The organism is Aulosira sp. FACHB-615, assembly GCF_014698045.1.
Lineage (GTDB): Bacteria > Cyanobacteriota > Cyanobacteriia > Cyanobacteriales > Nostocaceae > Nostoc_B.
Genome location: NZ_JACJSE010000003.1, coordinates 510,895 through 533,584 on the forward strand (window position 1 = coordinate 510,895; position 22,690 = coordinate 533,584).

The 22,690-nt window shown below is 38.3% G+C and carries 21 protein-coding genes; 9 read left to right on the plus strand and 12 right to left on the minus strand.

The window, feature by feature from the left end:
* Positions 1–26: 26 nt before the first annotated feature.
* Entirely contained in the window at positions 27–191 is a 165-nt protein-coding gene (locus tag H6G77_RS06905) for a hypothetical protein (RefSeq protein ID WP_190590634.1), read from the minus strand.
* A gap of 397 nt (positions 192–588) precedes the next feature.
* Between H6G77_RS06905 and H6G77_RS06910 the strand changes: the two genes are divergently transcribed.
* Positions 589–2,280 (plus strand): DUF3352 domain-containing protein, encoded by a 1,692-nt coding sequence (locus tag H6G77_RS06910; protein WP_190590633.1) that lies wholly within the window; start codon positions 589–591, stop codon positions 2,278–2,280.
* Positions 2,281–2,494: 214 nt separating this feature from the next.
* Here the strand turns inward: H6G77_RS06910 and H6G77_RS06915 are convergent, their stop codons facing one another.
* Positions 2,495–4,672: an ATP-binding protein gene (locus H6G77_RS06915; protein ID WP_190871176.1), complete on the minus strand. Its 2,178-nt coding sequence runs from the start codon at positions 4,670–4,672 to the stop codon at positions 2,495–2,497.
* Positions 4,673–4,891: 219 nt separating this feature from the next.
* Between H6G77_RS06915 and H6G77_RS06920 the strand changes: the two genes are divergently transcribed.
* Entirely contained in the window at positions 4,892–5,212 is a 321-nt protein-coding gene (locus H6G77_RS06920; protein ID WP_190590631.1) for a YkvA family protein, read from the plus strand.
* A 77-nt stretch (positions 5,213–5,289) separates the two neighbouring features.
* Here H6G77_RS06920 and H6G77_RS06925 read toward each other — a convergent pair whose 3' ends face one another.
* Positions 5,290–6,294, minus strand: coding sequence for a metallophosphoesterase (locus H6G77_RS06925; protein ID WP_190871177.1), 1,005 nt, complete (start codon positions 6,292–6,294; stop codon positions 5,290–5,292).
* 417 nt (positions 6,295–6,711) lie between these two features.
* Here H6G77_RS06925 and rppA point away from each other — a divergent pair, with 417 nt between their 5' ends.
* The 4 genes from rppA to H6G77_RS06945 all read left to right on the plus strand — a co-directional run bounded on the left by rppA (position 6,712) and on the right by H6G77_RS06945 (position 11,035).
* Positions 6,712–7,392 carry a two-component system response regulator RppA gene (gene rppA / locus H6G77_RS06930; RefSeq protein ID WP_190590628.1) on the plus strand — a complete coding sequence of 227 codons (681 nt, stop codon included), beginning with the start codon at positions 6,712–6,714 and terminating at the stop codon, positions 7,390–7,392.
* A gap of 19 nt (positions 7,393–7,411) precedes the next feature.
* On the plus strand, positions 7,412–8,689 hold the full coding sequence (locus H6G77_RS06935; protein ID WP_190871178.1) for a cell wall metabolism sensor histidine kinase WalK: 1,278 nt from the start codon (positions 7,412–7,414) through the stop codon (positions 8,687–8,689).
* A gap of 309 nt (positions 8,690–8,998) precedes the next feature.
* Positions 8,999–10,357, plus strand: a complete 1,359-nt coding sequence (locus H6G77_RS06940; RefSeq protein ID WP_190871179.1) for an amino acid permease — start codon at positions 8,999–9,001, stop codon at positions 10,355–10,357.
* 36 nt (positions 10,358–10,393) lie between these two features.
* The gene (locus H6G77_RS06945) at positions 10,394–11,035 is read left to right on the plus strand and encodes a cyclopropane-fatty-acyl-phospholipid synthase family protein (protein WP_190590625.1); all 642 of its coding nucleotides are present in this window, start codon (positions 10,394–10,396) and stop codon (positions 11,033–11,035) included.
* A gap of 136 nt (positions 11,036–11,171) precedes the next feature.
* Here the strand turns inward: H6G77_RS06945 and H6G77_RS06950 are convergent, their stop codons facing one another.
* Positions 11,172–12,053, minus strand: coding sequence for a hypothetical protein (locus tag H6G77_RS06950; protein ID WP_190871180.1), 882 nt, complete (start codon positions 12,051–12,053; stop codon positions 11,172–11,174).
* A 371-nt stretch (positions 12,054–12,424) separates the two neighbouring features.
* Between H6G77_RS06950 and H6G77_RS06955 the strand changes: the two genes are divergently transcribed.
* Complete coding sequence (locus H6G77_RS06955; RefSeq protein ID WP_190673513.1) at positions 12,425–13,294, plus strand: substrate-binding domain-containing protein; 870 nt, start codon at positions 12,425–12,427, stop codon at positions 13,292–13,294.
* A gap of 17 nt (positions 13,295–13,311) precedes the next feature.
* A complete protein-coding gene (locus H6G77_RS06960; RefSeq protein ID WP_190673510.1) occupies positions 13,312–15,300 on the plus strand; it encodes an ATP-binding protein in 1,989 nt (662 codons plus the stop codon).
* A gap of 24 nt (positions 15,301–15,324) precedes the next feature.
* Here the strand turns inward: H6G77_RS06960 and H6G77_RS06965 are convergent, their stop codons facing one another.
* Both H6G77_RS06965 and holA read right to left on the minus strand, forming a co-directional pair.
* The gene (locus H6G77_RS06965; RefSeq protein WP_190590721.1) at positions 15,325–15,789 is read right to left on the minus strand and encodes a DUF4168 domain-containing protein; all 465 of its coding nucleotides are present in this window, start codon (positions 15,787–15,789) and stop codon (positions 15,325–15,327) included.
* 99 nt (positions 15,790–15,888) lie between these two features.
* Entirely contained in the window at positions 15,889–16,890 is a 1,002-nt protein-coding gene (gene holA, locus H6G77_RS06970) for a DNA polymerase III subunit delta (protein WP_190590621.1), read from the minus strand.
* Positions 16,891–17,101: 211 nt separating this feature from the next.
* Between holA and H6G77_RS06975 the strand changes: the two genes are divergently transcribed.
* Positions 17,102–17,890, plus strand: coding sequence for a DUF1868 domain-containing protein (locus H6G77_RS06975; protein ID WP_190871181.1), 789 nt, complete (start codon positions 17,102–17,104; stop codon positions 17,888–17,890).
* Between the two features lie 450 nt (positions 17,891–18,340).
* Here the strand turns inward: H6G77_RS06975 and H6G77_RS06980 are convergent, their stop codons facing one another.
* From H6G77_RS06980 to H6G77_RS07005, 6 genes are all read right to left on the minus strand, one after another.
* Positions 18,341–18,715: a hypothetical protein gene (locus tag H6G77_RS06980; protein ID WP_190590619.1), complete on the minus strand. Its 375-nt coding sequence runs from the start codon at positions 18,713–18,715 to the stop codon at positions 18,341–18,343.
* Positions 18,716–19,275: 560 nt separating this feature from the next.
* Entirely contained in the window at positions 19,276–19,668 is a 393-nt protein-coding gene (locus H6G77_RS06985; RefSeq protein ID WP_190871182.1) for a GFA family protein, read from the minus strand.
* 5 nt (positions 19,669–19,673) lie between these two features.
* The gene (locus H6G77_RS06990) at positions 19,674–20,021 is read right to left on the minus strand and encodes a hypothetical protein (protein ID WP_190590617.1); all 348 of its coding nucleotides are present in this window, start codon (positions 20,019–20,021) and stop codon (positions 19,674–19,676) included.
* A 231-nt stretch (positions 20,022–20,252) separates the two neighbouring features.
* Positions 20,253–21,737 carry a CIA30 family protein gene (locus tag H6G77_RS06995; RefSeq protein WP_190871183.1) on the minus strand — a complete coding sequence of 495 codons (1,485 nt, stop codon included), beginning with the start codon at positions 21,735–21,737 and terminating at the stop codon, positions 20,253–20,255.
* A gap of 104 nt (positions 21,738–21,841) precedes the next feature.
* Positions 21,842–22,159 carry a DNA-binding transcriptional regulator gene (locus H6G77_RS07000; RefSeq protein WP_190590615.1) on the minus strand — a complete coding sequence of 106 codons (318 nt, stop codon included), beginning with the start codon at positions 22,157–22,159 and terminating at the stop codon, positions 21,842–21,844.
* Positions 22,119–22,526 carry a type II toxin-antitoxin system RelE/ParE family toxin gene (locus H6G77_RS07005; protein ID WP_190673506.1) on the minus strand — a complete coding sequence of 136 codons (408 nt, stop codon included), beginning with the start codon at positions 22,524–22,526 and terminating at the stop codon, positions 22,119–22,121. The genes H6G77_RS07000 and H6G77_RS07005 overlap by 41 nt, the downstream gene beginning before the upstream one ends.
* Positions 22,527–22,690: the final 164 nt, after the last annotated feature.

Here is a 22,690-nt window from a genome sequence, read left to right on the forward strand (position 1 = left end):
TTCGAGAATGCTGCTATTTGTGATGTTTACTCATCCGAATAGCGGATAGAAAATATGCCATCTTTGCAATTTTGGGGAGATTCCCATGAACCTTTCTCTGCTGCTGTGGGGATGTTCTTGATAATTTTTCCTTGAGTACCAAGACTCGGCAAATTTGCTGATGAGATTAGGATAGCTTGCAAATTTACCACAGGCTATCTCTCAAGATGAATAACCATTTACGGATTTTGCTTTGATTTCATTGAAGTATTTCTTTGGTGTTTTTTTTACTGCTTGTGTGTAGATTTACTAATTTTAACAGTGAAACCCTAAGAAATCGTGAAGTTTATTTAATGGAATTCAGGAGTCTGGAGTCAAAATCCAGTATATAAGCACCTAGTAAATTTCCGTGGCGTGTTTTGTACTAAGCCGCATATAAGTAAATGGGTGAAGTACCATACTCCATCGGATATCTGAAGTAGGCTGCAAAAGGGTGGTGAGGAATTTTCTCCTCATTGATTCTGAATTCTTCTTGAATAATTCCGAGAACTCAACAATGACGTTTTTACTACCCTCGGTAAAAATCTGAGGAAAATGAGGAAAGTAACAATGCCTGAAAGTAAATTAAAGTTTTTAGTACCTGCAATTGGCGCAGTTGTGGCGGTGACAGGGGGTATAGCAGTCTATACCTATTTGTTCAAAGGGCCATCTGGAGATATTTCCGGGGCTATTGGTAGTGCTAAATTAGTTCCTGAATCAGCCCTGATGACTACTTACATTTCTACTGATGACCAAGTTTGGGCAAAATTACAGCAGTTCGGTACACCAGAAGCCCAAAAATTACTGGTGAAAAGTTTAGAGGATTTCAATAAAAATACTTTTAAAGGTAGTGATATTTCTTACGATAAAGATATTAAACCTTGGATTAGTGGCGTGATGATTGCTGTTTTACCACCAAGTAAAACTCAACCTGCTCAGTTAAAATTTCCCACCAATCGAGCCAATCCACCATTAAAAGTGCAACAAAGCACAAACATGCTAATGGTGATTGGGATCAAAGATAAATTAACTGCTTTGAATTTTGCCAGTAAATTAAAAAATCAAAAAGGAGTGAAAAGTCAAGAAATTGACTATAAAGGTGAGAAGATTACAGAAACTACTGAGGAAAAGGGTAGACCAACATATAGTGTAGTTGTTAATAATAGTCATTTAATTTTATCTCCTGACAAACAAGCTGTAGAAAAAGCAATTGATACCTATAAAGGTCAACCTTCCTTTGCTAGTAAGGAAGGTGCTAATCGTTTACTCAGCCAAAATGTAAATCTGCAAAATACCCTTGTACAAGTTTATGTCCCAGACTACTCTGGGATGGTAGAACAATGGGCAATAAACAACACCCAAGGTAAAGCCTTGCCGCCCCAAACCTTGTCACAGTTGAAGCAGGTAAAATCAATGGTGGCTGGTGTGGGTATTGATGATCAGGGAGTGCGGGTAAAAGCGATCGCTAATTTAGATCCGCAACTCAGCAAGTTTCAGTATCAAAACACACCAGCTAAAATATTGTCCCAGTTTCCTGGCGATACCTTTGCATTAATTAGTGGTAACGGTATCAGCCGTGGTTGGCAAACCTTCACAGAACAATCAAAAGATTATCCTGAAGTTCAGCAAACACTCCAACAAATCCGCACTCAGCTAAAATCTGCCGAGATTGACTTAGATAAAGAAGTTTTTGGCTGGATGGATGGCGAATTTGGGATTGGTGCAGTTCCATCTAATCAAGGTGTGTTAGCGAGTGTGGGTTTTGGTGGGGCGCTGGTGTTTGATACAAGCGATCGCAAAACCGCAGAAGCCACCTTCACAAAACTTGACAACATAGCCAAAGCCCAAGGAGTTAACATCGCCACCCGCAACATCGGTGGTAAAGATGTCACAGAATGGCAAATACCTAAACAAGGCGCATTATTATCTCATGCTTGGTTAGACCAAGATACCGTCTTTTTAGCTGTTGGTGAACCTGTAGCCGAGGCTTTAGCTGCTGCTAAAAGCCCATCCCTCGATCAAAGCGATACCTTTAAAAATGTCACAGGTTCATTGCAACAACCGAACGGTGGTTATTTCTATGTAGATATGGATAAAACTGTGACTTTAGTCAACCGCCTTGCAGGTCAAGGTAGACCAATTCCACCTGATGTTAATGCTCTTTTAAGTTCTATTCGTGGTTTTGCTGCTACCGCTACTAGTCCAGATAAATCAACCAGTCAGCTAGAAGTTTTGTTAGCACTGAAGCCGAGTCAGAAGTAGGGATTGGGGAGTGGGTGTGAGGGTATAAGGGTGTAGGGGTGTAAGGGAAATGTCACTAAGAAAATCTGAAACCCTTGTCAGGACTAAGTTTAGAGATATAGGGGGGTGGGGTGTAGGGGAAGAGTACTAATTTATAACTATGTAATGCTCGTTTTTATTCTTTCCCTTATACCCCTACCCACTCACAACTCCCTACTCCCTACTCCCTACTTAACTACTGTTTCACCGGGATTTGAATTTTAAACTCAGTTCCTTCACCGAGAGTAGAGACACAATCTAACTTACCGTGATGCTTTTCGGTAATAATTTGATAACTAATTGCCATACCCATTCCTGTACCTTTACCCACAGGTTTAGTAGTAAAGAAGGGGTCGAAGATGCGATGTTTGACTTGTTCAGACATTCCAGGGCCATTATCTGCGATCGCAATTTCGATACATTGAGTATCAAAGGCACAAGTGCGGATAGTAATTTGTGGTTTTGCGGCTGTGGAGTTTTGACTATTCAAAAATGACTCTTCTAAAGCATCCATCGCATTAACTAATATATTCATCAACACTTGATTTAGTTGTCCAGCAAAACATTCGACCAAGGGTAAATTACCATAGTCACGAATAACTTCAACTCCTGGATAGTCTGGTTTTTCTTTAAGACGGTATTGCAAAATTAATAATGTACTTTCAATCCCTTCATGAATATCAACTGTTTTAAAATCAGCTTCATCCATGCGGGAAAAGTTTCGCAGTGATAAGACAATATTGCGAATTCTTTCAGTTCCCATTTTCATAGAAGGCAGAATCTTATCTAAATCTGCAATCATAAAATCTAAATCAATTTCTTCAGCTAATGCTTGAATTTCTGGGTCTTCATCAAGATAGCGTTCTTGGTAAAGATGAAGTATTTGCATCAGACTTTGAATATATTCGCTTAGGTGGGTAATATTACCATGAATAAAATTGACAGGATTATTAATTTCATGGGCGACTCCTGCTACTAGTTGACCAAGACTAGACATTTTTTCATTTTGAATAACTTGCGCCTGGGTGCGTTGTAATTCAATTAATGTTGTTTTTAATTCAGCAGTACGTTCTTCTACTCGGTCTTCTAATTCTGTCTTACTCGCTTCTAAAGCACTAAAAGATTGACGCAGTTGTTCAGCCATATAATTAAAAGACTGAGCTAATGTATTGAGTTCTTCTATTTTGCTAATATTTAAAGTTTGTTCTAAATCCCCCGATGCCATTGCCTGACTAGCGCGATTGATTCGCAAAATTGGTTGAATGACCCAACCGGAAGTCAAATAACCAATAAGAGTTGCCACTATTAATGCAGCTAAACAAAGAAGAACTGTAATTTGAGTGTTCGTAATAATCTTAGCCATAAAGGCTTTTTCTGGCACACTCATAACTACTAACCAATCTAGTCCATATTGATCACGCCAAGGTGTGACATATACAAACTTTGTCTCTTTTGGCAGTTGCAACTGAATTTTTTTTTGTTCAGTAATTGACTGAAAGCCATTAAATTTATTTTCAATATATTTGGCAATATTTTTAATTACTGGATCTGGACTTTCTGTAGCTTTGATTCGTTGGGCTTCATCCTTAACTATTGCAAAAGTATCTTGCTTAGTAGAACTGGCAATTAACAGACCATTACGTTCGACAATAAACACCTGTCCAAAATTGCTAATATCTAAACGCCGCAAAAATTCACTCAACTTCAACAAATGAATGTCTGCGCCAACCATACCCAATAATCGCTGATTTGCGTCATATATAGGACGACCAGCAGAGGCAGTTATATAAGCACTATCAAGAGAATTCCAGGCGTAAATCCGCGACCAAATTGGTTTACCAGCTTTGATTGGTTCGGTATACCAACTTTCTTTAAAGTTATTGTATTCAAAAGTGTAGTTGATGCGGGTGCGATCGCCATGCGAATCAGTGGCGTAGTTTAGTCCATTGTTGGGTAATTTAGCATTCCAATCATCAATAGTAACTGTTTTACCATCGTAGCGGGCGGCTCCGACTCCCTCACCTGTGGTTAATCCCATACCAATGTAAGTGAGGTCATAAGCCTGCATTTCCTTCCAGAAAAACTTACCAATGGTTTTGCGATCGCGCACATCTAACAATCCCATTGCGATCGCATCTGCATTAATCTGATTTACCTTGTGGGGAATAGATAAATAAGCATCTAAATGCTGCTGTACTATGCTATTGGTTCGATTCATTAACTGATCTGCCAAGTCATTAACTGCTTGTCGTCCATTTTTAAATGACAAGTAGCCGACTAAACCCACCGCACCAAAGATTTGTAATGCAAAAGGAATAATCAACACTAGTTGCAATGGAAAAGCTTTAACTTTGGGAGAGTCAGTCTTACTCATTCAATTTCTTTCTTCCAACCGTGGATAGAGGTAAATTTATACTTTGTGACCTAGTATTCCCACAGGTGATGACTAACTCAACATTTAGGGGTAAAAATTTAGTTTTGTAAATTACGGATGAGAAGATGTAGCATCTTCCAGAATCATCTAGGACGGTTATTCCCACCAGAAATTATCAACAGGATTTGTCAGAATGAAAAGTAATTTGAGGGCTAAAAAATGAAATTTTCCATTGACTCTGTGTACAACTGGTATCGCAATTTAATTCGTAATCCGAAGTATCGCTGGTGGGTAATTTTAGGAACACTAGTTTATTTCATCAGCCCTATTGATATTGTTCCTGATATTTTTCCTATCGTTGGCGAACTTGATGATGTTTTACTGATGACACTATTAGTAACTGAAGTATCTGGGTTAGTCATTGATGGTTGGAAAGCACGTAAAGGTGTAGAGACTACTACTACCAATCCTACCGACAGTTCCAATGATGTTGATTCCTCTGCAAAAACAGTTGATGTTGATGCTGTGTCAGTTAAATAAGTTTTTACAAATAAATAAATCCTCTGTTTGTTCAAGCAAACAGAGGATATTTTTTTACCCTATATCCCGCATTAGAGCTAAATTCCCAAATCCTTCATTACTTGCAACCATTTATCTGGTGTTTGTAGAGTTTGCTGGAGAAATTTGGTTGTCAAATTACTGGCATTAGCTTGATATAGCAGTGTGGCATAAGTAAAACGACTAGCTGGTTTTTTGAAATTATCTTTGCCATAAATAGAAATTAATTCTGCCAGCTTTTCTTCTACTTTCAGAATTACTTGCGGCGCGAGGTCAAGTAAATTTTGTATCCACTGTTCTTTATGGGCAATAAAAGCTGATAATTCTGGATTTGAGGACTTTCTAAACTCATCACAAATCGCCTGAATTTTTTCCCATCTATAACTACTCCAAGGTTTAGCCATCATGACTGGCAATTGCCATTTAACTATTTCTTCTTGCCAATAGTCTTTCGGTGCTGGCACTTGTACAATTTCAAAATTAGGTAAAATTAGGGCAGTCAATTGTCCACCATGACAAGCGCCTGTGTCGATACCATAAGCTTTTTGTGCAATTATGAGTGGGGAATCGCCAACCACACGATGACCAAAAATTATTGGTTTAACGCCAGTATACAATTGACTCCAAGATATATCTCTATATTTTTTTTCTAGATGCTTTTCACCTGCGGTACAACCACATAAAACTTCTTGTTTTTGTTCTTCAATGGGTATGCCATCTTCTACCGCCGCATGAACAAAAATTGCCTGATCAGTTTCGTAATAGTAAGGTAAATTACTAATCCATTCTAAAAATTCGCCATAGCGATCGCCAAATTGTAATTTAACAATTTCCTGGGAGTAAGAAAGAGTTTGCTTCAAATGTTTGCGTTCGTGATTTCCCATTAACACCACTGTGTTGGGGCGATTTCTGAGAAAGTCATATACTTTGACCGAATCAACTCCCCGATCAACAATATCTCCTAAACTGATTAAGCAATCTTCCTCTGTAATTTCTACTTTGCTTAATAGCTGAAGCAGTTCTTCATAGCAACCATGAATATCACCGACTGCAATTGTTCGCATTGTCCCAAATTCAATCGAATAATTTCATTATACTACAAGTATAACTTTTGTAGTATGTAGTCGCATAGGATTTAGAACAGTGGAAGAGTGATACCATTTTGGATTTTAGATTTTGCGAAAAGTTGCGTGGGCGGGTTCCCCGACTTGAGCAAACTTTTCAAGACAGATTTTGGATTGGGTAAGGGTTGAACGGTAAGCTTTTGAGCCGTCAATCTGTCGCAATCATTTTTTAATTTGGTGTGAGGTTTGAATTTTGACTTCCCAGTAGGAGTGTATCTATCTAAAACCCTTACACCCATTCTTTTCAATCCCGACATTGGCTGATGCTCAATTTGGTTAAAAATCTCACTGATGGCAGAAGTTTTACTGAGTCAACTTCTCTAAAATCAGTTATGCAATAACTGAAACTAGCTAACAATGCGAATACTTCTGGTAGAAGATGACACCGCCCAATTAGAACCCTTACAAACAGCATTGTCTCAAGCTGGACATATTGTAGATGGTGTAGAAAATGGTGCGATCGCTCAATGGGCAATTACCCAGCGAGATTATGACTTATTGATATTAGACTGGATGCTACCAGAAATCAGTGGTTTGGATTTATGTCGGCAATATCGCAAAGCAGGTAAAACCGCACCTGTATTGATGTTGACAGCAAAAGATACCACTGGCGAAAAAGTCACAGGTTTAGATGCTGGTGCAGATGATTATTTAGTCAAACCTACAGATTTATTTGAATTATTAGCTAGAGTGCGAGCTTTAGGTAGGCGATCGCCTGTTTGGCAAGGTGATAAACTCCAACTGGCGGATCTGCAACTGCACATTTCCACACAGATTGTAGAACGAGGTGCAGCCCAGGTGGAATTATCTACCCGCGAATTTCAACTATTAGAATATTTAATGCGTCACCCTTGTCAAATTTTAAGTCGTAATCAAATTGAACAAGCTTTATGGGAATGGGGTAGTGAACCGGAAAGTAATGCTACAACTACTTTAGTACGCCGTTTGCGCCAGCGTTTACAGTTACTAAATGCAGCAGATTGGCTAGAAACCGTTTATGGTATGGGTTATCGTCTCAATCCTGAACGGCAAAAATAAAGTTTAATTTTTCTGAGTTATGTTCAACCGTAGCCGCCGTAACTTGGCTAGTTGGTTTACTCTCTCAATGGGTAGTATTCTGGTAATTTTTGCTGGGATTCTTTATTATCAAGAATCAGTCCAGCAGCTAGAAGTTGTAGATTTGATTCTCTACAATAAATCTAAAGTAATTACATCTAGTATCAAGTACAAAGATTATCAAGGCGAAAAACAAGTATTTCTGAAAAATTTACCAGTTTTAGGAAATAACCCACCACCAGAAGATAGTGATATTATTTATGCTCGGTGGTATGACACTCAAGGTAATCTCAAGCGTTACTTTGGGCAAATTAACCAGAAAAAATTAACCCAAAGATATGCTTATCGTACATTAAAAATTACCCATAAATCTGATTTAACATCACCAGAAATTTGGGTAAGAGAAATTACTTTACCAGTAGAGTATCAAGATAAGTTAATTGGCTATTTGCAAATGGCAATACCAATGACTCGTGTCCAAGAATTACTTCATAGATTTTTAATTCTACTCATATCCACAGTATTCATTGCTTTAGCAATCACAGGTTTAACAGGATGGTTTCTTAGTGGTATAGCAATGCAACCTATCCAGCTAAGTTACAGACAACTCGAACGTTTTACTGCCCATGCTTCCCATGAATTACGTACTCCCTTAGCGGCAATTTTGAGTAATGCTCAAGTTGGTTTACTCGCGCCAATAGAAGATAGTAATAGTAAACATTTACGCCTAGAAAAAGTCGCGGAAGTTGCCAAATCAATGAATACATTGATTGGCAATTTACTATTTCTGGCACGCCGGACAGGGCGATTAACTCCAGAGTCTTTAAAAGAAGTTGACTTGAGAAACTTACTAGCGGAATTATTCAATTCTCCTTCTGTAAAGACTACCGCTAAAGATTTAAATCTCAAGAGTGATTTACCAAAATCGCCAATTATGGTAAAACTAGATGCTGATTTAATATGTTTAGCTGTGATGAATTTGCTGGGTAATGCTTGTAAATATACTCCGGCTGGTGGGATGGTAGAGTTACGTTTATTTAGTAGATACAATCAGGCATTCATTGAAGTAGAAGATAATGGAATTGGAATTGCTGCCGCACATTTACCACATATCTTTGAGCAATTTTATCGGGTAGAACAACATCAGACAAATTCGGCGAGTGGCTTTGGACTGGGATTAGCGATCGCACAACAAATCATTGAAGCACATGGCGGACATCTCAGTGTGAAAAGTGAACAAGGCAAAGGTTCAATCTTTCAAATTAAACTACCACTTTAAGAGTAAATATAAATCGATAATTTTAGATCCCCGACTTCTTGAATAAGTCGGGGATCTTTTCATTCACAAAAGGTGAACAATGATGATGTTTGTCACTTTTATGTCACATTTATCCTGAATCATAAATAAGTAATTGGTAAGAATTCAGCACTCAGGAGTCAAAATTGAAAAGCAATCTAAAATAATTGAGGCTTCTATTTATCAATTTTTTCTGATTTATCTAGCATTCTGACTTCTGAATTCTGACTCCTGAATTCTTCTTCAATACCCAACATTGCTCATTACACTCAAGACTAAGCAGGAGTCGATGTGAGTAGACATGAAAAGTACAAGTTACTGGAAGGTTTAGCAACTACAGAAACCGCACCTAAGCAATCACTGACATTATCAGATGCTGTGGCGTTGATTGTCGGTATTGTAATTGGTGCAGGCATTTTTGAAACTCCCGCTTTAGTAGCAACCCAAGCAGGTAGTAGTCAAGCAGTATTGCTATTTTGGTTCATCGGTGGTGTGGTTTCTTTGGTGGGTGCATTGTGCTACGCCGAGTTAGCCACGACATATCCCGATGTAGGTGGAGTTTATTATTATCTTAAACGTGCCTTTGGGCGAGAAATTGCCTTTTTATTTGCTTGGGCGCGGATGAGTGTAATTCAAACAGGTTCTATTACCTTGTTGGCATTTGTATTTGGTGATTACGCTTCGCAGATTTGGCAGCTAGGCAACTTTTCACCTTCAATTTATGCCGCAATGGCGATCGCATTTTTAACAGCTTTAAATATTATTGGCTTGCAACAAGGTAAGTGGACACAAAACTTACTCACGGTGGCGAAAGTCCTGGGTTTGTTGCTAGTGGTGTTAATTGGCTTAACCGCCACAGCTAATACTCCCACCCCTGTGGAATCTACTTCTACCGGAACTTGGGGACTTGCAATGGTGTTTGTTTTGTTGTCTTATGGCGGTTGGAATGAAGCCGCTTATATTTCCGCCGAAATCCAAAATCGTCAACGCAACATAGTGCGATCGCTTTTGTGGAGTATTGGCACAATTACGGTAATTTACTTACTGATCAATCTGGCTTATCTGCGGGGATTGGGGTTAACAAACATGGCTAATTCCCAAGCTGTCGCCGCCGATTTAATGCGGACATTTTGGGGCGAACCGGGCGCTTTATTCATCAGCTTGTTAATTGCAGTTTCGACTTTGGGCGCACTGAACGCCACTATTTTTACTGGGGCGCGGACGAATTACGCTTTAGGACAAGATTTTGCCATCTTTGGTTTTATGGGAAAGTGGCGGCAACGTCCCAGTACACCTAGCTATGCTTTAGTATTGCAAGCTGCGATCGCCTTAGCATTGGTTTTATTAGGTACGTTCACCCGCAAAGGCTTTGAAACAATGGTGGACTATACCGCCCCCATATTTTGGTTTTTCTTTTTACTTTCAGGCGCATCGCTACTAGTGCTACGTAATCGAGAACCACAAATTCCGCGACCATTCCGCGTGCCATTTTATCCCTTGATACCATTGCTGTTTTGTTCAGTTTGCGGTTATTTGCTTTATTCCAGCTTGGTATATACCGGCGTGGGCGCGGTTGTTGGCGTTGTAGTTGTCGCCGCAGGTATTCCGCTACTGCTGTGGAATCGTTACCGCCAAGTTCCCAGAGGTTAGGGATTTTTTCACCATTTTTGCTTTAGGAGTAGATTCATGTTTCAAAAAATGTTGCTTTTATTAATTACAGGCGTTAGTGTCACCACTTTAGGAATTGCTGGATGCACCGCCCAACAACAAGACTCCGCCGCAGAAGTAAAACCACCTGTTTTAACTTCTCAAACCGAAACACCAACTACCACAACAACTCAACCGCAAGAACGCCCTGGTGATGTTCCTTATGTACCCACACCACAGCCTGTAGTTGATGCAATGTTGCAAGTAGCCAAGGTAGGTAAAAATGATGTACTTTATGACCTTGGTAGTGGTGATGGACGAATCGTAGTCACAGCCGCCCAAAAATATGGTACACGCGGCGTAGGTATAGATATTAGCCCTGAACGCATTCAAGAAGCGAATGCCAACGCCCAAAAAGCAGGAGTTACAGACCTTGTAGAGTTTCGTCAGCAAGACTTATTTAAAACTGATTTAAGTCAAGCTACTGTAATTACACTTTACCTATTGCCGGAAGTCAACCTCAGACTCCGCCCCGAATTATTAAAACTCAAACCCGGTACAAGAATTGTTTCCCACGCTTTTGATATGGGCGACTGGAAACCACAACAAACACTGCAAGTAGATGGAAAAACTATTTACTATTGGGTAGTTCCACAAGAAATACCAGCAAATTTGCGATAGTATTTAGCACTTAAATAATCAAGGGGTTTTGGGTATGAGAGTGTAAGCATGAAAAACCTTACACCCTCATACCCTTTCATATACCAAGCATGTTGCTTTGGAAACCGAAACTATAGCGACTAACTTAGAAAACCCGCTATTTCAAATACTGGTTATTACAATATTCCAGAGTTTCTTTAACAGCCACAACTTCTACTGTAACTGGTTTGTTGTTAGTACCGTTGATGAGAAATTCACTAGCACCAACATGAGGCTTTTTTGGATTTCCCCAATCGTATGTATAACCTAAACCAGTCCAAGGATAGTATTCTTTTTTGTCATTCTCAAAAGAGTTTTTATAGATGTCGTGCAGCAGAGAATTACTTTTAGGTACAGGAACAGGTAAAACATTACAAGTCGAATCGTTGATTTCTGGGTCAATACATGGTCTACTTAAGTCCTCTGCTTTGACCCACATTTCTACAAAGTGAGTTTTATTAGCACTTTTATTTAAAATTAAACCTAAATACTGCTGTAATCTTAGAGCTAACATTACATTCCCAGGCAAATTAATGCCTGTTCCTTTGCAGTTTTGGCAAAATTCTTGGACTTGGGGAAATGCGGTTAACCAAGTTTGGCGGCTGATTTGTTTTGTACCTACAGGCCAGTCTGTATTGGGATTTGATGAATATAGCCAACTCACCATCAAAAATTCTGTTTTACCGTCCCGTTCTCGTGTTTTAATTTTGGGGTTAGTGACGGATAATGCCCAAAGGTTATTAATAACTTTATCTTGACTTGGCTTTTTGGCATCTTGAATAGATGCGTTTAGTTGCTTTTTCAAAAATTCGTAACTTTCACGTTTATTTTCATCTAAATATTTATATACATAAGGAATAGTTTGGGACTGTGCCAATAATTGCTTTGGTGAATTAGTCGCTTGCTGAAGATTATTTTCAGTGGCGAATAAGCTCGAATAACTGACAGATAAACCAACGGTAGTCAAAGTTAACAATATAGATTTATTAATTTTTCTCATAGCAAATTTCCTGCTATTAAATAGCAATATTGGCATCCACATAAAGATTGAGTCTGATTTTATAGTGGGTTTGGAGAATGCGCCACTAAATTCAAACTTTGTAATTTTATTTACTGGTATAAAAATTTTGCAGTTTGCGGGTAGTGTTCCTGAGAGTTGGGTGAACTACGAAATAGCGATCGCCTGCAAAAATAGATTAGCAAAATCTGAGTATTGAGGATGATACAAAACTTATCAATATTTACAAGTGCTGCTGTTGCAATCACGAATTGTTTACACCGTAATTTCACGATTATTGACTGTTACTTGGCTTAAGTATTTGGGTAATCTAAAATGACAATTATTCTGAACAAAGCATTGGCTGACTCACCATGAAAATTATTACTACTCGAATTCTCTTAGGACTAGTCGTGTTAGGACTTTGTAGTTGTAATTCCGTCAAATCACCTAGTACGACAAATAACAGTCAAATTACTAGTCAAAATAATCCCCAAACCCAGCCACCAATCAAACTAGCTCCTTCTAGTTCATCTGTCACCCTTTTAAAAGTACTCACAGAAGCGTATCAAGCCAATAACAAAACGGACACATTTGAGTTTGTTTCCCAAAGTCAATCAGAAGGAGTGATCGCCGCCCTGAAAAATGGTATTGTCGATATTGCTGGTAGTAGCCACAAACTCAAGCCAGAAGAAGACGACGGTAAAATTCAATATCGAGAAATTGCACAAGATTTGCTTGTCGTTGCTACCCACAACAGCGTTAAAGGTGTAACAAATTTAACAACTGATCAGTTAAAGTCCATTTACGCTGGCAAAATTACTAATTGGAAAGAATTAGGCGGGCCAAATGCTAAAATTGTGGTCTTGGATAGACCAGAAGATGAATCTGCGAAAAAACTACTCAGAAAATACTATCTAGGTCAAGATAAAACTACAACTCAAGCTGTGATTCTCAATAAAGAAGGAGAGTTAATTGATACTATCCAAAGTACTCCTTATTCCATTGGTGCTTTTTCTCTAGCTTATTCCTTAATTAATCAATTACCAGTCAATCACCTCAAGCTGAATGGTAATGCACCAAATAAAGAAAATTTCAATAGTGGTAAATACCAAATGGTACGTCATCTCGGACTAATTTGGCAGAAAACACCTACATCTAATACCCAAAGATTTATCGATTTTGTCTTTAGTTCAGAGGGTACTAAACTACTGCAAGATAAAGGCTTTATTACCAAGAATTAAATAGATTTATAACTGTCATGCGAAGAAATTTTCGCTTTCGTCTTAATCTCAGCCAGAAAATAGTTTTCTCATTTCTGGCTGTATTTTTGAGCATATTTATATTTTGTTTGTTGATTATTGGACATTGGTTTACTAATAGTCTGGAACAGAATCTTCGCCAAGAAGTTGCAATTTTTGCAGCCAGAGTCCATACAGATTTTCTGCATGAACAGGAAGATTTAGAAACTCAAGTGAATTTAATAGCCGGACGTGAAACAATTCACTTAGCTATTGAACAAAAAGATACAGCAAAGCTACTACAAGATTTACTACCAATCAGGACTGCCTTAGAAATTGATTGGATCAAAGTAGTTGATCCTAATAGTGATACCTTAGTTGAAATCAAACATGCAAGTTTGAATAATTCTAAGTTATTGGATAAAGCTATTACTAATCTTGCCAGTAGTGGCTCTATTTTAAATGATTTTGTTGATGTAGAAGGTAGTTCACAAGTATTACAAGTAACCATTTTGCCAATTAAATCTGCTAAAAAAATTATTGGCGGAATTATTATTGGTAATTTAGTAGATGAGTCATTGTTAGAACAAATTGCTATTGGTTCTACTAAACAAATAGTCAGCACAAAAAATGACATAATTATTGCATCAACTATACCCGAAATTAAGCTGGTAACATGGCAACCGCCTTCTCCTGACTCATCCACCAGCAAAGTAGTTATTAATCAACAAGAATATTTCGCTAAAAGTATCTTATTCAAAGGAGGTAGTCAGTCTTTAACTACCACTGTACTTTATCCAATCTTGAAATTAGAAACAACCCAAGATGCGCTGTGGATACGCTTAGAAATTTTGTTTTTCTTAGGAGGAACACTTGTTACATTGATAGGCTATTTCATTAGCCAAAAAATCACTCGTCCTTTGCAGGCTGTGACCAAAATTGCCAAAAAAGTCACAGAAGATGCAGATTTTGACTTACAAGCACCAGTCACTACTCAAGATGAAGTAGGTGTTCTAGCGATTTCTTTAAATCAGCTAATTCAACAAGTCAAGCAGCTTTTAACAGAACAGTATGCCGCTAAGGATAAATTAGAAGCATATAGCCAAAATTTAGAAGAGAAAATCAAAGAACGGACACAAGAAGTTGAACGCAAAAATCGTGATTTAAAAAATACTTTAAATGCGTTAAAGCAAACTCAGGCTCAACTCATTCAAACTGAGAAAATGTCATCTTTAGGACAATTGGTTGCTGGTGTTGCCCATGAAATTAATAATCCCGTGACTTTTATTTATGGTAATGTGGGACACGCGGAAAATTATGTTAACGATATCTTGAACTTAATTCAACTTTATCAGCAATCCTATCCCTACCCAGAGGCTCATATTCAAGATGTCATGGAAGAGGTTGATATTGAATATATCCTCCAAGATTTACCCAAAATCCTAACTTCCATGAAAGTAGGCGCAGAACGTATTCATCAAATCGTTCTTTCTTTGCGAATTTTTTCACGTTTAGATGAAGCTGAATTTAAAAGTGCAAATGTGCATGATGGTATAGATAGCACTTTGTTAATTTTACGCCATCGCCTGAAAGCCCAATCTCATCGTCCCGAAATTCAAGTCATTAAAGATTATTGTGAAATGCCTGAGATTAAATGTTTTGCTGGGCAATTAAATCAGGTATTTATGAATATCTTAGCCAATGCCATTGATGCTGTAGAAGAAGCTTGGGAAAAAAGTCTCTGTTCACAGCCAATAATTCGCATTTCTTCTGAATGTGATCAGGAAAATATTAGGATTCATATTGCTGATAATGGGACAGGAATTCCCCAGGAAATACAAAGACGTTTATTTGATCCCTTTTTTACTACTAAGCCAATTGGCAAGGGAACTGGTTTAGGCTTATCGATTAGTTACCAGATAGTGAATGAAAAGCATCGTGGGTCATTACAATGTATTTCATTACCAGGCACAGGTACAGAATTTGTGATTACAATTCCCATCCGCTAAATTTTGATTTTGCAATTATCAAAATTATTTTTTTTGCAGACGAATCAAGGTGTTGTAAATTTGCCTTTTTAAGTTATCGTCGTTTTGAATTTCTATAGTAATCTTATTAAACTGCTCAATGGTTAAACCATTTTCTTCCACGATTTTTTGGGAGCGATTACAGTAGTTGATGGCAATATTTCTGGCTTTGCGTGGTAGATTGTTAATGCTTTTAGGGTCGTTACAAACAATCTGGGGAATTTCCCCGCCACCGATTAATTTTTTGATTTCGCTAAAGGCTTGTTGACGCGATGGTTCCATTGCTAAGACAGCTTGGGCGTAGCTGACAATTTCATTATTATTGACGGTGGGAGTTTGAGCGTCGGCTTTGGCTGTAAATGTTAATGTGCTGGCTAACAAACTTGCACTAGCCATAACTGTGAAACAAAAGTTTTTAGGTAATAAATTTGCCAGTGTATCTCGGAAAAACAAGTTAGTGATGTTGTTCATCATGTCTGTGACACAGGACTCAATCGTAGGGGTGCTTTATTGATTGTGAATTATTTTGGGAGTGAGAAGTTCCAATCAAGATTTCAGTGTACCGAAATTTTATATGTATTTTCCGTTGCCTTTACATATTTGACAAAGTTCAATTACTTTAGTTTGGAGTGTGGATATTTCTCCAGATCCTTGCTTAAGGCTGACTTCTAACTCCAAGAGTAACGGTAAACACGAAATTAGTTGCTGCACAGACAGAAATTTGACTTCTTGTTGTAAAAAGTAGATACGTTTAGGGTTGTTGACATCAGCAGCTTGAGCGATCGCCTGCGGGTTACGCTCACCGCTATCTGTGACAATTTTGACCCATAACCAAGTGCGAAATTGACCAATTAATGTTGCCACTATCCGCAATCCTGGTTCTGCCGCATTCAGCAAGTCAGTCAACACAGTTAAAGCTTTGCCTGTATCGCCTGTTCTAATTGCTGCTGCTAATTGTAAACTATTTTGCGTAGTATTTCTGACTAATTTACTAACAGTTTCGACATCTAAAGGCTTTTTGTTATCAAGATGATACAGCCGCAATTTTTCTAACTCGTTGTAAAGCAGCCTTGTATCATTACCCACAGCTTCGGCTAACAGTTCGGCAGTTTTCGGCGCGAGTTGCACTCCTACTGTTTGCGCTGCTTGCTGTACAGCTTGCACAATTAATTCAGTTTTCCACGGGGGAATCAGCGAAAATTCCCGAAACTCTGTGGCGGATTGTTTCAGCAATTTGGTAGATTTCAGCCGTTCATCTGGTTTATTGCGACTGGTAAGCAGTAAATAGGAATTTTCGGGAATGACTGGTAAGGTGCGCGTTAACTCCGCCAATACATTTTCAGGACATTGTTGACAAAGGTTAGTGTTCATCAGCCAAACCAAACGTCCACCAGCGCCAAAAGCCGGAGTCATCGCTTGATTTAAAGCCGAAATCGCCGCATCAGATTGATCAGGCGCAAAATAAGAATAGTTAAAATCTGTCCACAGGGGATCTAAAATGCGATCGCGCAACGAATTAACCGCTTTTTCCATAACAAAGTCATCTTCACCCCAGTAAACCAAAACCGGCATATATCAACCTCTTATGTGTGAAGAGAATGGGGAGTGTGGGAAGTGTGGGGAGTGTGGGGGGAAAGATTTCTTCACTATCCTCCCACACCTCCCACCCCTCCCACACTTCCCTCTCCCTTAGTCAAATCCTCAATACTTTTTAAGTCAACTTAGTCACAACTGGATAATTTTCCCTAAAATCTATCAAGTAAGAACGTGAGGCTATTGAAGATTGGACGACAACTACCAAACTTACCTGAACCGGTTAGCAAGAATGATGCTACCAGAATCATATAAAACCCAAGTTCAGCATATCCAGGAGTCTTCTAAATTCCTACCTGCTTCTGGAACAAGACAAGCAGCGCCTTTTCCTGGTTATACATTAATTACCCCAACCGCAGAGGAAGCGGCAGAAAACGCTGCTTTCTATGCAACCTTAACAACTTACCAACAGCAACTTTTACAGTTACCTGTCAACCAGGATTTGATTGTTCCTGTACCACCTGCCAGCTTTCATTTAACTTTGGCAGATTTAATTTGGGATCATGCTTATCTTGATGCTTGTGAGAAAAATCCCAAGTTTGAGGAAGAATTACACCGTTACATCGGGGAAACATTTCAACAATATCAACAAACCATAACATCAGGAACTAACCCAATTTCCTGGCAAATGTTGGGATTAGTTCTCATGCCAAGAGCTTTGGCGGTTTGTTTAGTCCCCAAAGATGAAAGTTCTTATGAACAGATAATTCAATTCCGCCGCACAATTTATCAAAATCCCCAATTGATTGCATTGGGAATTGAACAACATTATCACCTCACAGCCCATATTACATTGAGCTATTTTGGTGATATAGCGCCAGATTTAGACCGCAATAAATTCAGTGATTTACTTGCGGAGTTAAATCAACAGTGGCTAGGAAATTCGCCAGAGTTTCTGGTTAACCGAGTTGAATTGCGGAAGTTTGATGATATGACACGTTATTATCGTGAACCAGACTGGCCGAGTTTAAATTTTTAAATCAGTTATCAGTTTTTTATGAAGAAGAATTCAGAAATCAGGAGTCAGAATCCAGTATGAATTCTGTATGAAACTTCTCCTGCCGGAGATGCTACGCGAACGGCAAGCTCCGTGCATCGCTGGGTGATGAATATGGGTGGAAAACCTCGTTCCTCGTGGGCGAAATCAAAATAAAACTTTCTTCTTGATTTCAAATCTATTCCTTTATGGTTGGAGTATTCACTAATTCTGAATTCTGACTTCTGTCTTCTGACTCCTTTTTATTGATGACTGTTCACTGTTAAATTTGTATTTCTTAGACTGGAGTTTAAGGCTACACAAACAGCGACTTACTAGCGTCTTAGTGGGTTTTGCCTGTGTAGCCAAGCCAGTATTTTTTTAGTAACTGGCCTGTGACTTCAGTCTTTTAATGGAAGATTTGAGTTTATACACTCCTTGATTGATTAGGAGTCAACGCTCAGATGATTCTTCTCCGAAAAAGATATCATTGACACTGATTACCCAAGGAACGCCTTGGTTAACTGGAGAACTAATACTGATTTTGGCTTGGTTAGCAAATTGCTTTAACTTTTCGGCTAAATGCGGCACAGTCATCATAATGTTCTGATAACTTTCGATATCATGGCAAACCATAATTAATATGAGAATACCGCTATTGATTTTGAAATACCAATGACAACTAGATAATAAAAGACGGACGGTGCGATCGCAAACTGCAAAAAACCTTTGTTTGATTGTCTCTTCTAACTGACTAAGTAATACTTCACTAATTAGTGTTGTTTTATGAGAAGGTAAATCATCGGGAGAAAGATATGGTTGATTCATAGAAATTTTCCCTAATTCTAAAGGGTTAATAACTGATACAAACTGAATAATTTTCCTATACTTGCTTGATGAGATTCCCTTTATTCAGATATATCAGCTTGTAAAACAGGCTAATCAGATATCCATTCACTCCTCGTACAACTTTTATATAATCTCATTTGCCTGTGGTTGGAGTTTCATCATCTTTCTTTAGCAATTGCTCTACAAAAATATATATTTTGTGTTTTTTCTTCAAACAACAATAAATCGCAGATAACTTCTCTGCTCTACTCTAGAGCATACATTAATACTATAGCAGTTATAAATAATTTGTGAAAAATTAGCTCCCCACTTTTTGAATAAATTAGGAATTTAAGCTGATTATTATTTACGTTTCGCAACAATTCAGTAGATATTTATTTCCTATTCCATCTGTTATATTTCTCCGAAATATTCAGGAAGCTGATTTAAATTACAAACACCCATGTAATTACTTACAGCGTTTTTCGGTTGAGTGCAGTACGAAAATTTATTTTCGCGTTCATTTAGTAACAAGTAATAAGTAAATACTCATATTAATGTTAATTAATCAACTTATGAATATTTTCTTCCCAATTCATCCCATCAAAAGGCACAATTTCAAAATTGGAGATAACATCGCCATCTAAGCATCGGACATTAACATCTATGCAATCAGGATGGCTGCGTGGAATATAAAAAGAATGTATTCCGCAAGTCTTACAGAATTTATGTTGAGCAACGCCTGTATTAAACTTGTAAGTTTTTAACTCGGTTTCACCTTGTAATAAAGTAAATTGTTCCCGTGGGACTATTAAATGTAAAAAACCCTTCTTTCGGCAAATCGAACAGTTACAATCATCAACTTTGTGGTTGTTAACAACAACTCGAAAACGTACCGCGCCACAATGACAACCACCCTCGTATGTCATTGCATCTGAAATATTTGCTGTCATATTAATTAACGGGATTCTAACTTAGTAATACGTTGTTCTAGAGTATTTACTTGTTGTTTTAATTCAACCACTAAAGTCGCTAAACGGTCAAACATTTTATCCCGTTCTGCTTGTGATAAATTCCGTCGAGTTGACTGTGGGACGGTAATTGTTGTGCGCGAGTTAGGAGACTGGCGAGTGTTTCCGAGTTGAGATTCTATTTGGTTTAACCGCGACTCTATGCGATTAAAATCCGCTTGTAAGTTATTCAGACGAGATTCGACTTGCTGTGATGATGCAGTGTTAGAGAATAAACTAGCCCAGAGGATAATGGCTAAAACCACCGCAATTCCTAATGTTTGAGTGCTTTTCATTGTAAGTTGTTTCACGCCCAGACGCATACTTCGACTACGCTCAGTAACCGGAGGCGTAGAGAGTAAAAAAGGTTGGTTAGGTGGTGCGATCGCACCACCTAACCAAGTATGCTGATATATTGATCAATCTATATAGCAGCCCTAAATGAATTACAAACAAATCTACTCTCTACTCCCTACTCCCAGCTTCAACCAATAATTTAACAATCAAATAGGATTGCTACAGTTGATTTATTTATCAGGTTGTAAACCAGAAAATAGCGTCTCCCAATTACGAGAGTTAACTTTATTTTCTGTTGCTTTGATTTCAAAAGTGACATTATGTACTTGACTTTGTTCTAACGCTTGTACGCAAAGTTCTGCCACATCCTCACGGCTGATTTTGCCCCGAATGTTATCACCTTGTTCTAAAATTAACTCCTGTCCACCACTTTCTTCAGTTAAGGCACAAGGTCTAATAATTGTGTAAGGAATACCACTAGCTCTTAAACTATCTTCGCCTTTTAATTTCCAGGTTAAAATACCACCTAACTGGTCATTTAATCTGACTGCGGGAGGTTCTTCATCTAAATTAATTCCTGGTCTTCCGGGACGAGTGACACCTGCGGAACTAACCAGCACAAATTTTGATAAAGTCTTCTCTCCATAAGCTTTAATAGATTCCACCTGCAAACAAAAACCACCAGGGCTAAATTTGGGATTTAACGCCCCATCATATTCAAATTTGCTCAACATCAGTTGAAATGAGCTAATTTTACTATTATTTAATGGTGGAGCATCTTTAACAGTTTTGGCGCGAAATACAGGTGTTAATTCTGTAAAAGGAATGCGAATATTTATCCAAGTATTAGCTACCGTATCAAAAGAATAGCTGTAACCTAAACCATCCCAAGTTGCATCAGGGCGGAGAAAGAGTTTATAACGTTGTCCATCACCTTTAACTCGTAGTTCTACACCTGTGTAACCAGATAAATTAAACGGTGGGTCAAAGTTTTTAGTTCTCACAGATGCAAAACCGCCGGAGTTGGCTGTAGAAACATTACCAGCAAACAAAGCAGCATTGTCTATGAGTTGAATATTACTAGAACTCACTCCACCCATCACCACATCATCTAACGCACCCCAAATATTTTTTAATTCAGCAGAGGGATGAGTAAAATCAAAGATTAGTTTTTCATTTGCGGCGGGGAGATATGTGGCGGCTGCGGCGACTAAGTTTTTCACACCTTGATATTCGACATTTTCGGGAGTGTCGCCAACAATTTCCGGCTGGTAAAATTTCACACCTTGATAATATTTGTCTCTATTGGCGGTGTCGCCTTCCACGGGTTGGACACGCACTGCTGTACAACAAATCACGGCTTGAATATTCGCCATGACTAATGCGGTTAAAGTTTCAGGTTTGGTGATGTCTGCAACTACTAAGTCAACATCATTACCCAAAATTGACCGTGCTTGATCAATATCACGTACTAAACCGCGCACTTGATAACCTCGTTCTCTCAGTCGCCTGACGACTCGCTTACCAAGTCCACCCGTTGCACCTGCTACTAGTATTACACCCACGCTTTTTTCTCCATTAGGTCTATGTTGTGTTTCTTGGGAACGACCTTGGATAAGTTTTTTGATGCAGTTGAGAAAAGGAATAACCTCGAAGTAAGACAGGGTATTGATAAACCTGCCTAAGTCCCATTGATAACGATTTTTGTCATTCACAATTACGTCCTCATTAAAATTTTTTTGAGTGACTAGAGGTGAATAATAGTTTACAAGTTAAATTATAGAAATAACCCGTAAGGAAGTTTTACGAGCCAAAAATTTTAATACAAAACACTGTTTAATCCACGGTTTTTTACTAAGTGCAGTAGCTTAAGAGATGCTCCACTAGGCTTTTTTTGTCCTATTTCCCATTTTTGAACTGTTGAAGGACTTATATTCAAAATACGTGCAAAAACAGCTTGGCTGACTTGAGATGATTCCCGTATTTCTTTAATTTGATTAGGTTCTAGTGGCTCAATAGGAGGTATACATAAGTGTTCAAAGTCGCGCAATGTAGTTTGATTCATTAGTCCAGCTTTGTGTAGGTCTTTTGCTGTCTCATGAACTGCTTCCAGAATTGCTGATTTTTTCTTCCGCATTACAAATCACCTCTATTAACGCATTACTATTTTTTGCCTGTTCAAGCTCTTCTAGTGTATAAGCAAGTAATTGCTTAGATAACATTTTCAGAGCTTCTTCTTCATCTTTGTCAATGTTACTGCGTTCGTTTTTTGAAAAGCCAAAAATAAAAAACCAACGATCTTCATTATTAGTAGCTACTAGTGTCCGAAATCCACCACGTTTACCTTTCCCTGGTTTTGCTATGCGTTTTTTAAACAACCCACCTCCTAAATCAGCATCATAAAGCCCTGCGGCCATTTCGTTTGCAGCGTTACAGAGACTAAGGTTGTTTAACTCTTCCTTCCGCGCCCAACGGTCAAAAGTACGGTTTTTGTAAATTTTCATTTGATAGTCTCTTTGGTTAAAGTGTAGCACTAGGTACTATATTTTAGGATGGATATCGTGTAGGCACATCTATGGAATAATGGTTTTTTCAATCTTGCTAATCACTGATAGGATTTTGGCGATGTCTGTAGCTAATTCCGATTTGGTCTTCAAGATGAGGAAGT

Coding starts and splice junctions, on each gene's coding strand:
- H6G77_RS06910 (WP_190590633.1), top strand. CDS start 589: ATGCCTGAAAGTAAATTAAAGTTTTTAGTACCTGCAATTGGCGCAGTT.
- H6G77_RS06915 (WP_190871176.1), bottom strand. CDS start 4,672: ATGAGTAAGACTGACTCTCCCAAAGTTAAAGCTTTTCCATTGCAACTA.
- H6G77_RS06920 (WP_190590631.1), top strand. CDS start 4,892: ATGAAATTTTCCATTGACTCTGTGTACAACTGGTATCGCAATTTAATT.
- H6G77_RS06925 (WP_190871177.1), bottom strand. CDS start 6,294: ATGCGAACAATTGCAGTCGGTGATATTCATGGTTGCTATGAAGAACTG.
- rppA (WP_190590628.1), top strand. CDS start 6,712: ATGCGAATACTTCTGGTAGAAGATGACACCGCCCAATTAGAACCCTTA.
- H6G77_RS06935 (WP_190871178.1), top strand. CDS start 7,412: ATGTTCAACCGTAGCCGCCGTAACTTGGCTAGTTGGTTTACTCTCTCA.
- H6G77_RS06945 (WP_190590625.1), top strand. CDS start 10,394: ATGTTTCAAAAAATGTTGCTTTTATTAATTACAGGCGTTAGTGTCACC.
- H6G77_RS06950 (WP_190871180.1), bottom strand. CDS start 12,053: ATGAGAAAAATTAATAAATCTATATTGTTAACTTTGACTACCGTTGGT.
- H6G77_RS06955 (WP_190673513.1), top strand. CDS start 12,425: ATGAAAATTATTACTACTCGAATTCTCTTAGGACTAGTCGTGTTAGGA.
- H6G77_RS06960 (WP_190673510.1), top strand. CDS start 13,312: ATGCGAAGAAATTTTCGCTTTCGTCTTAATCTCAGCCAGAAAATAGTT.
- H6G77_RS06965 (WP_190590721.1), bottom strand. CDS start 15,789: ATGAACAACATCACTAACTTGTTTTTCCGAGATACACTGGCAAATTTA.
- holA (WP_190590621.1), bottom strand. CDS start 16,890: ATGCCGGTTTTGGTTTACTGGGGTGAAGATGACTTTGTTATGGAAAAA.
- H6G77_RS06980 (WP_190590619.1), bottom strand. CDS start 18,715: ATGAATCAACCATATCTTTCTCCCGATGATTTACCTTCTCATAAAACA.
- H6G77_RS06985 (WP_190871182.1), bottom strand. CDS start 19,668: ATGACAGCAAATATTTCAGATGCAATGACATACGAGGGTGGTTGTCAT.
- H6G77_RS06990 (WP_190590617.1), bottom strand. CDS start 20,021: ATGAAAAGCACTCAAACATTAGGAATTGCGGTGGTTTTAGCCATTATC.
- H6G77_RS07000 (WP_190590615.1), bottom strand. CDS start 22,159: ATGCGGAAGAAAAAATCAGCAATTCTGGAAGCAGTTCATGAGACAGCA.
- H6G77_RS07005 (WP_190673506.1), bottom strand. CDS start 22,526: ATGAAAATTTACAAAAACCGTACTTTTGACCGTTGGGCGCGGAAGGAA.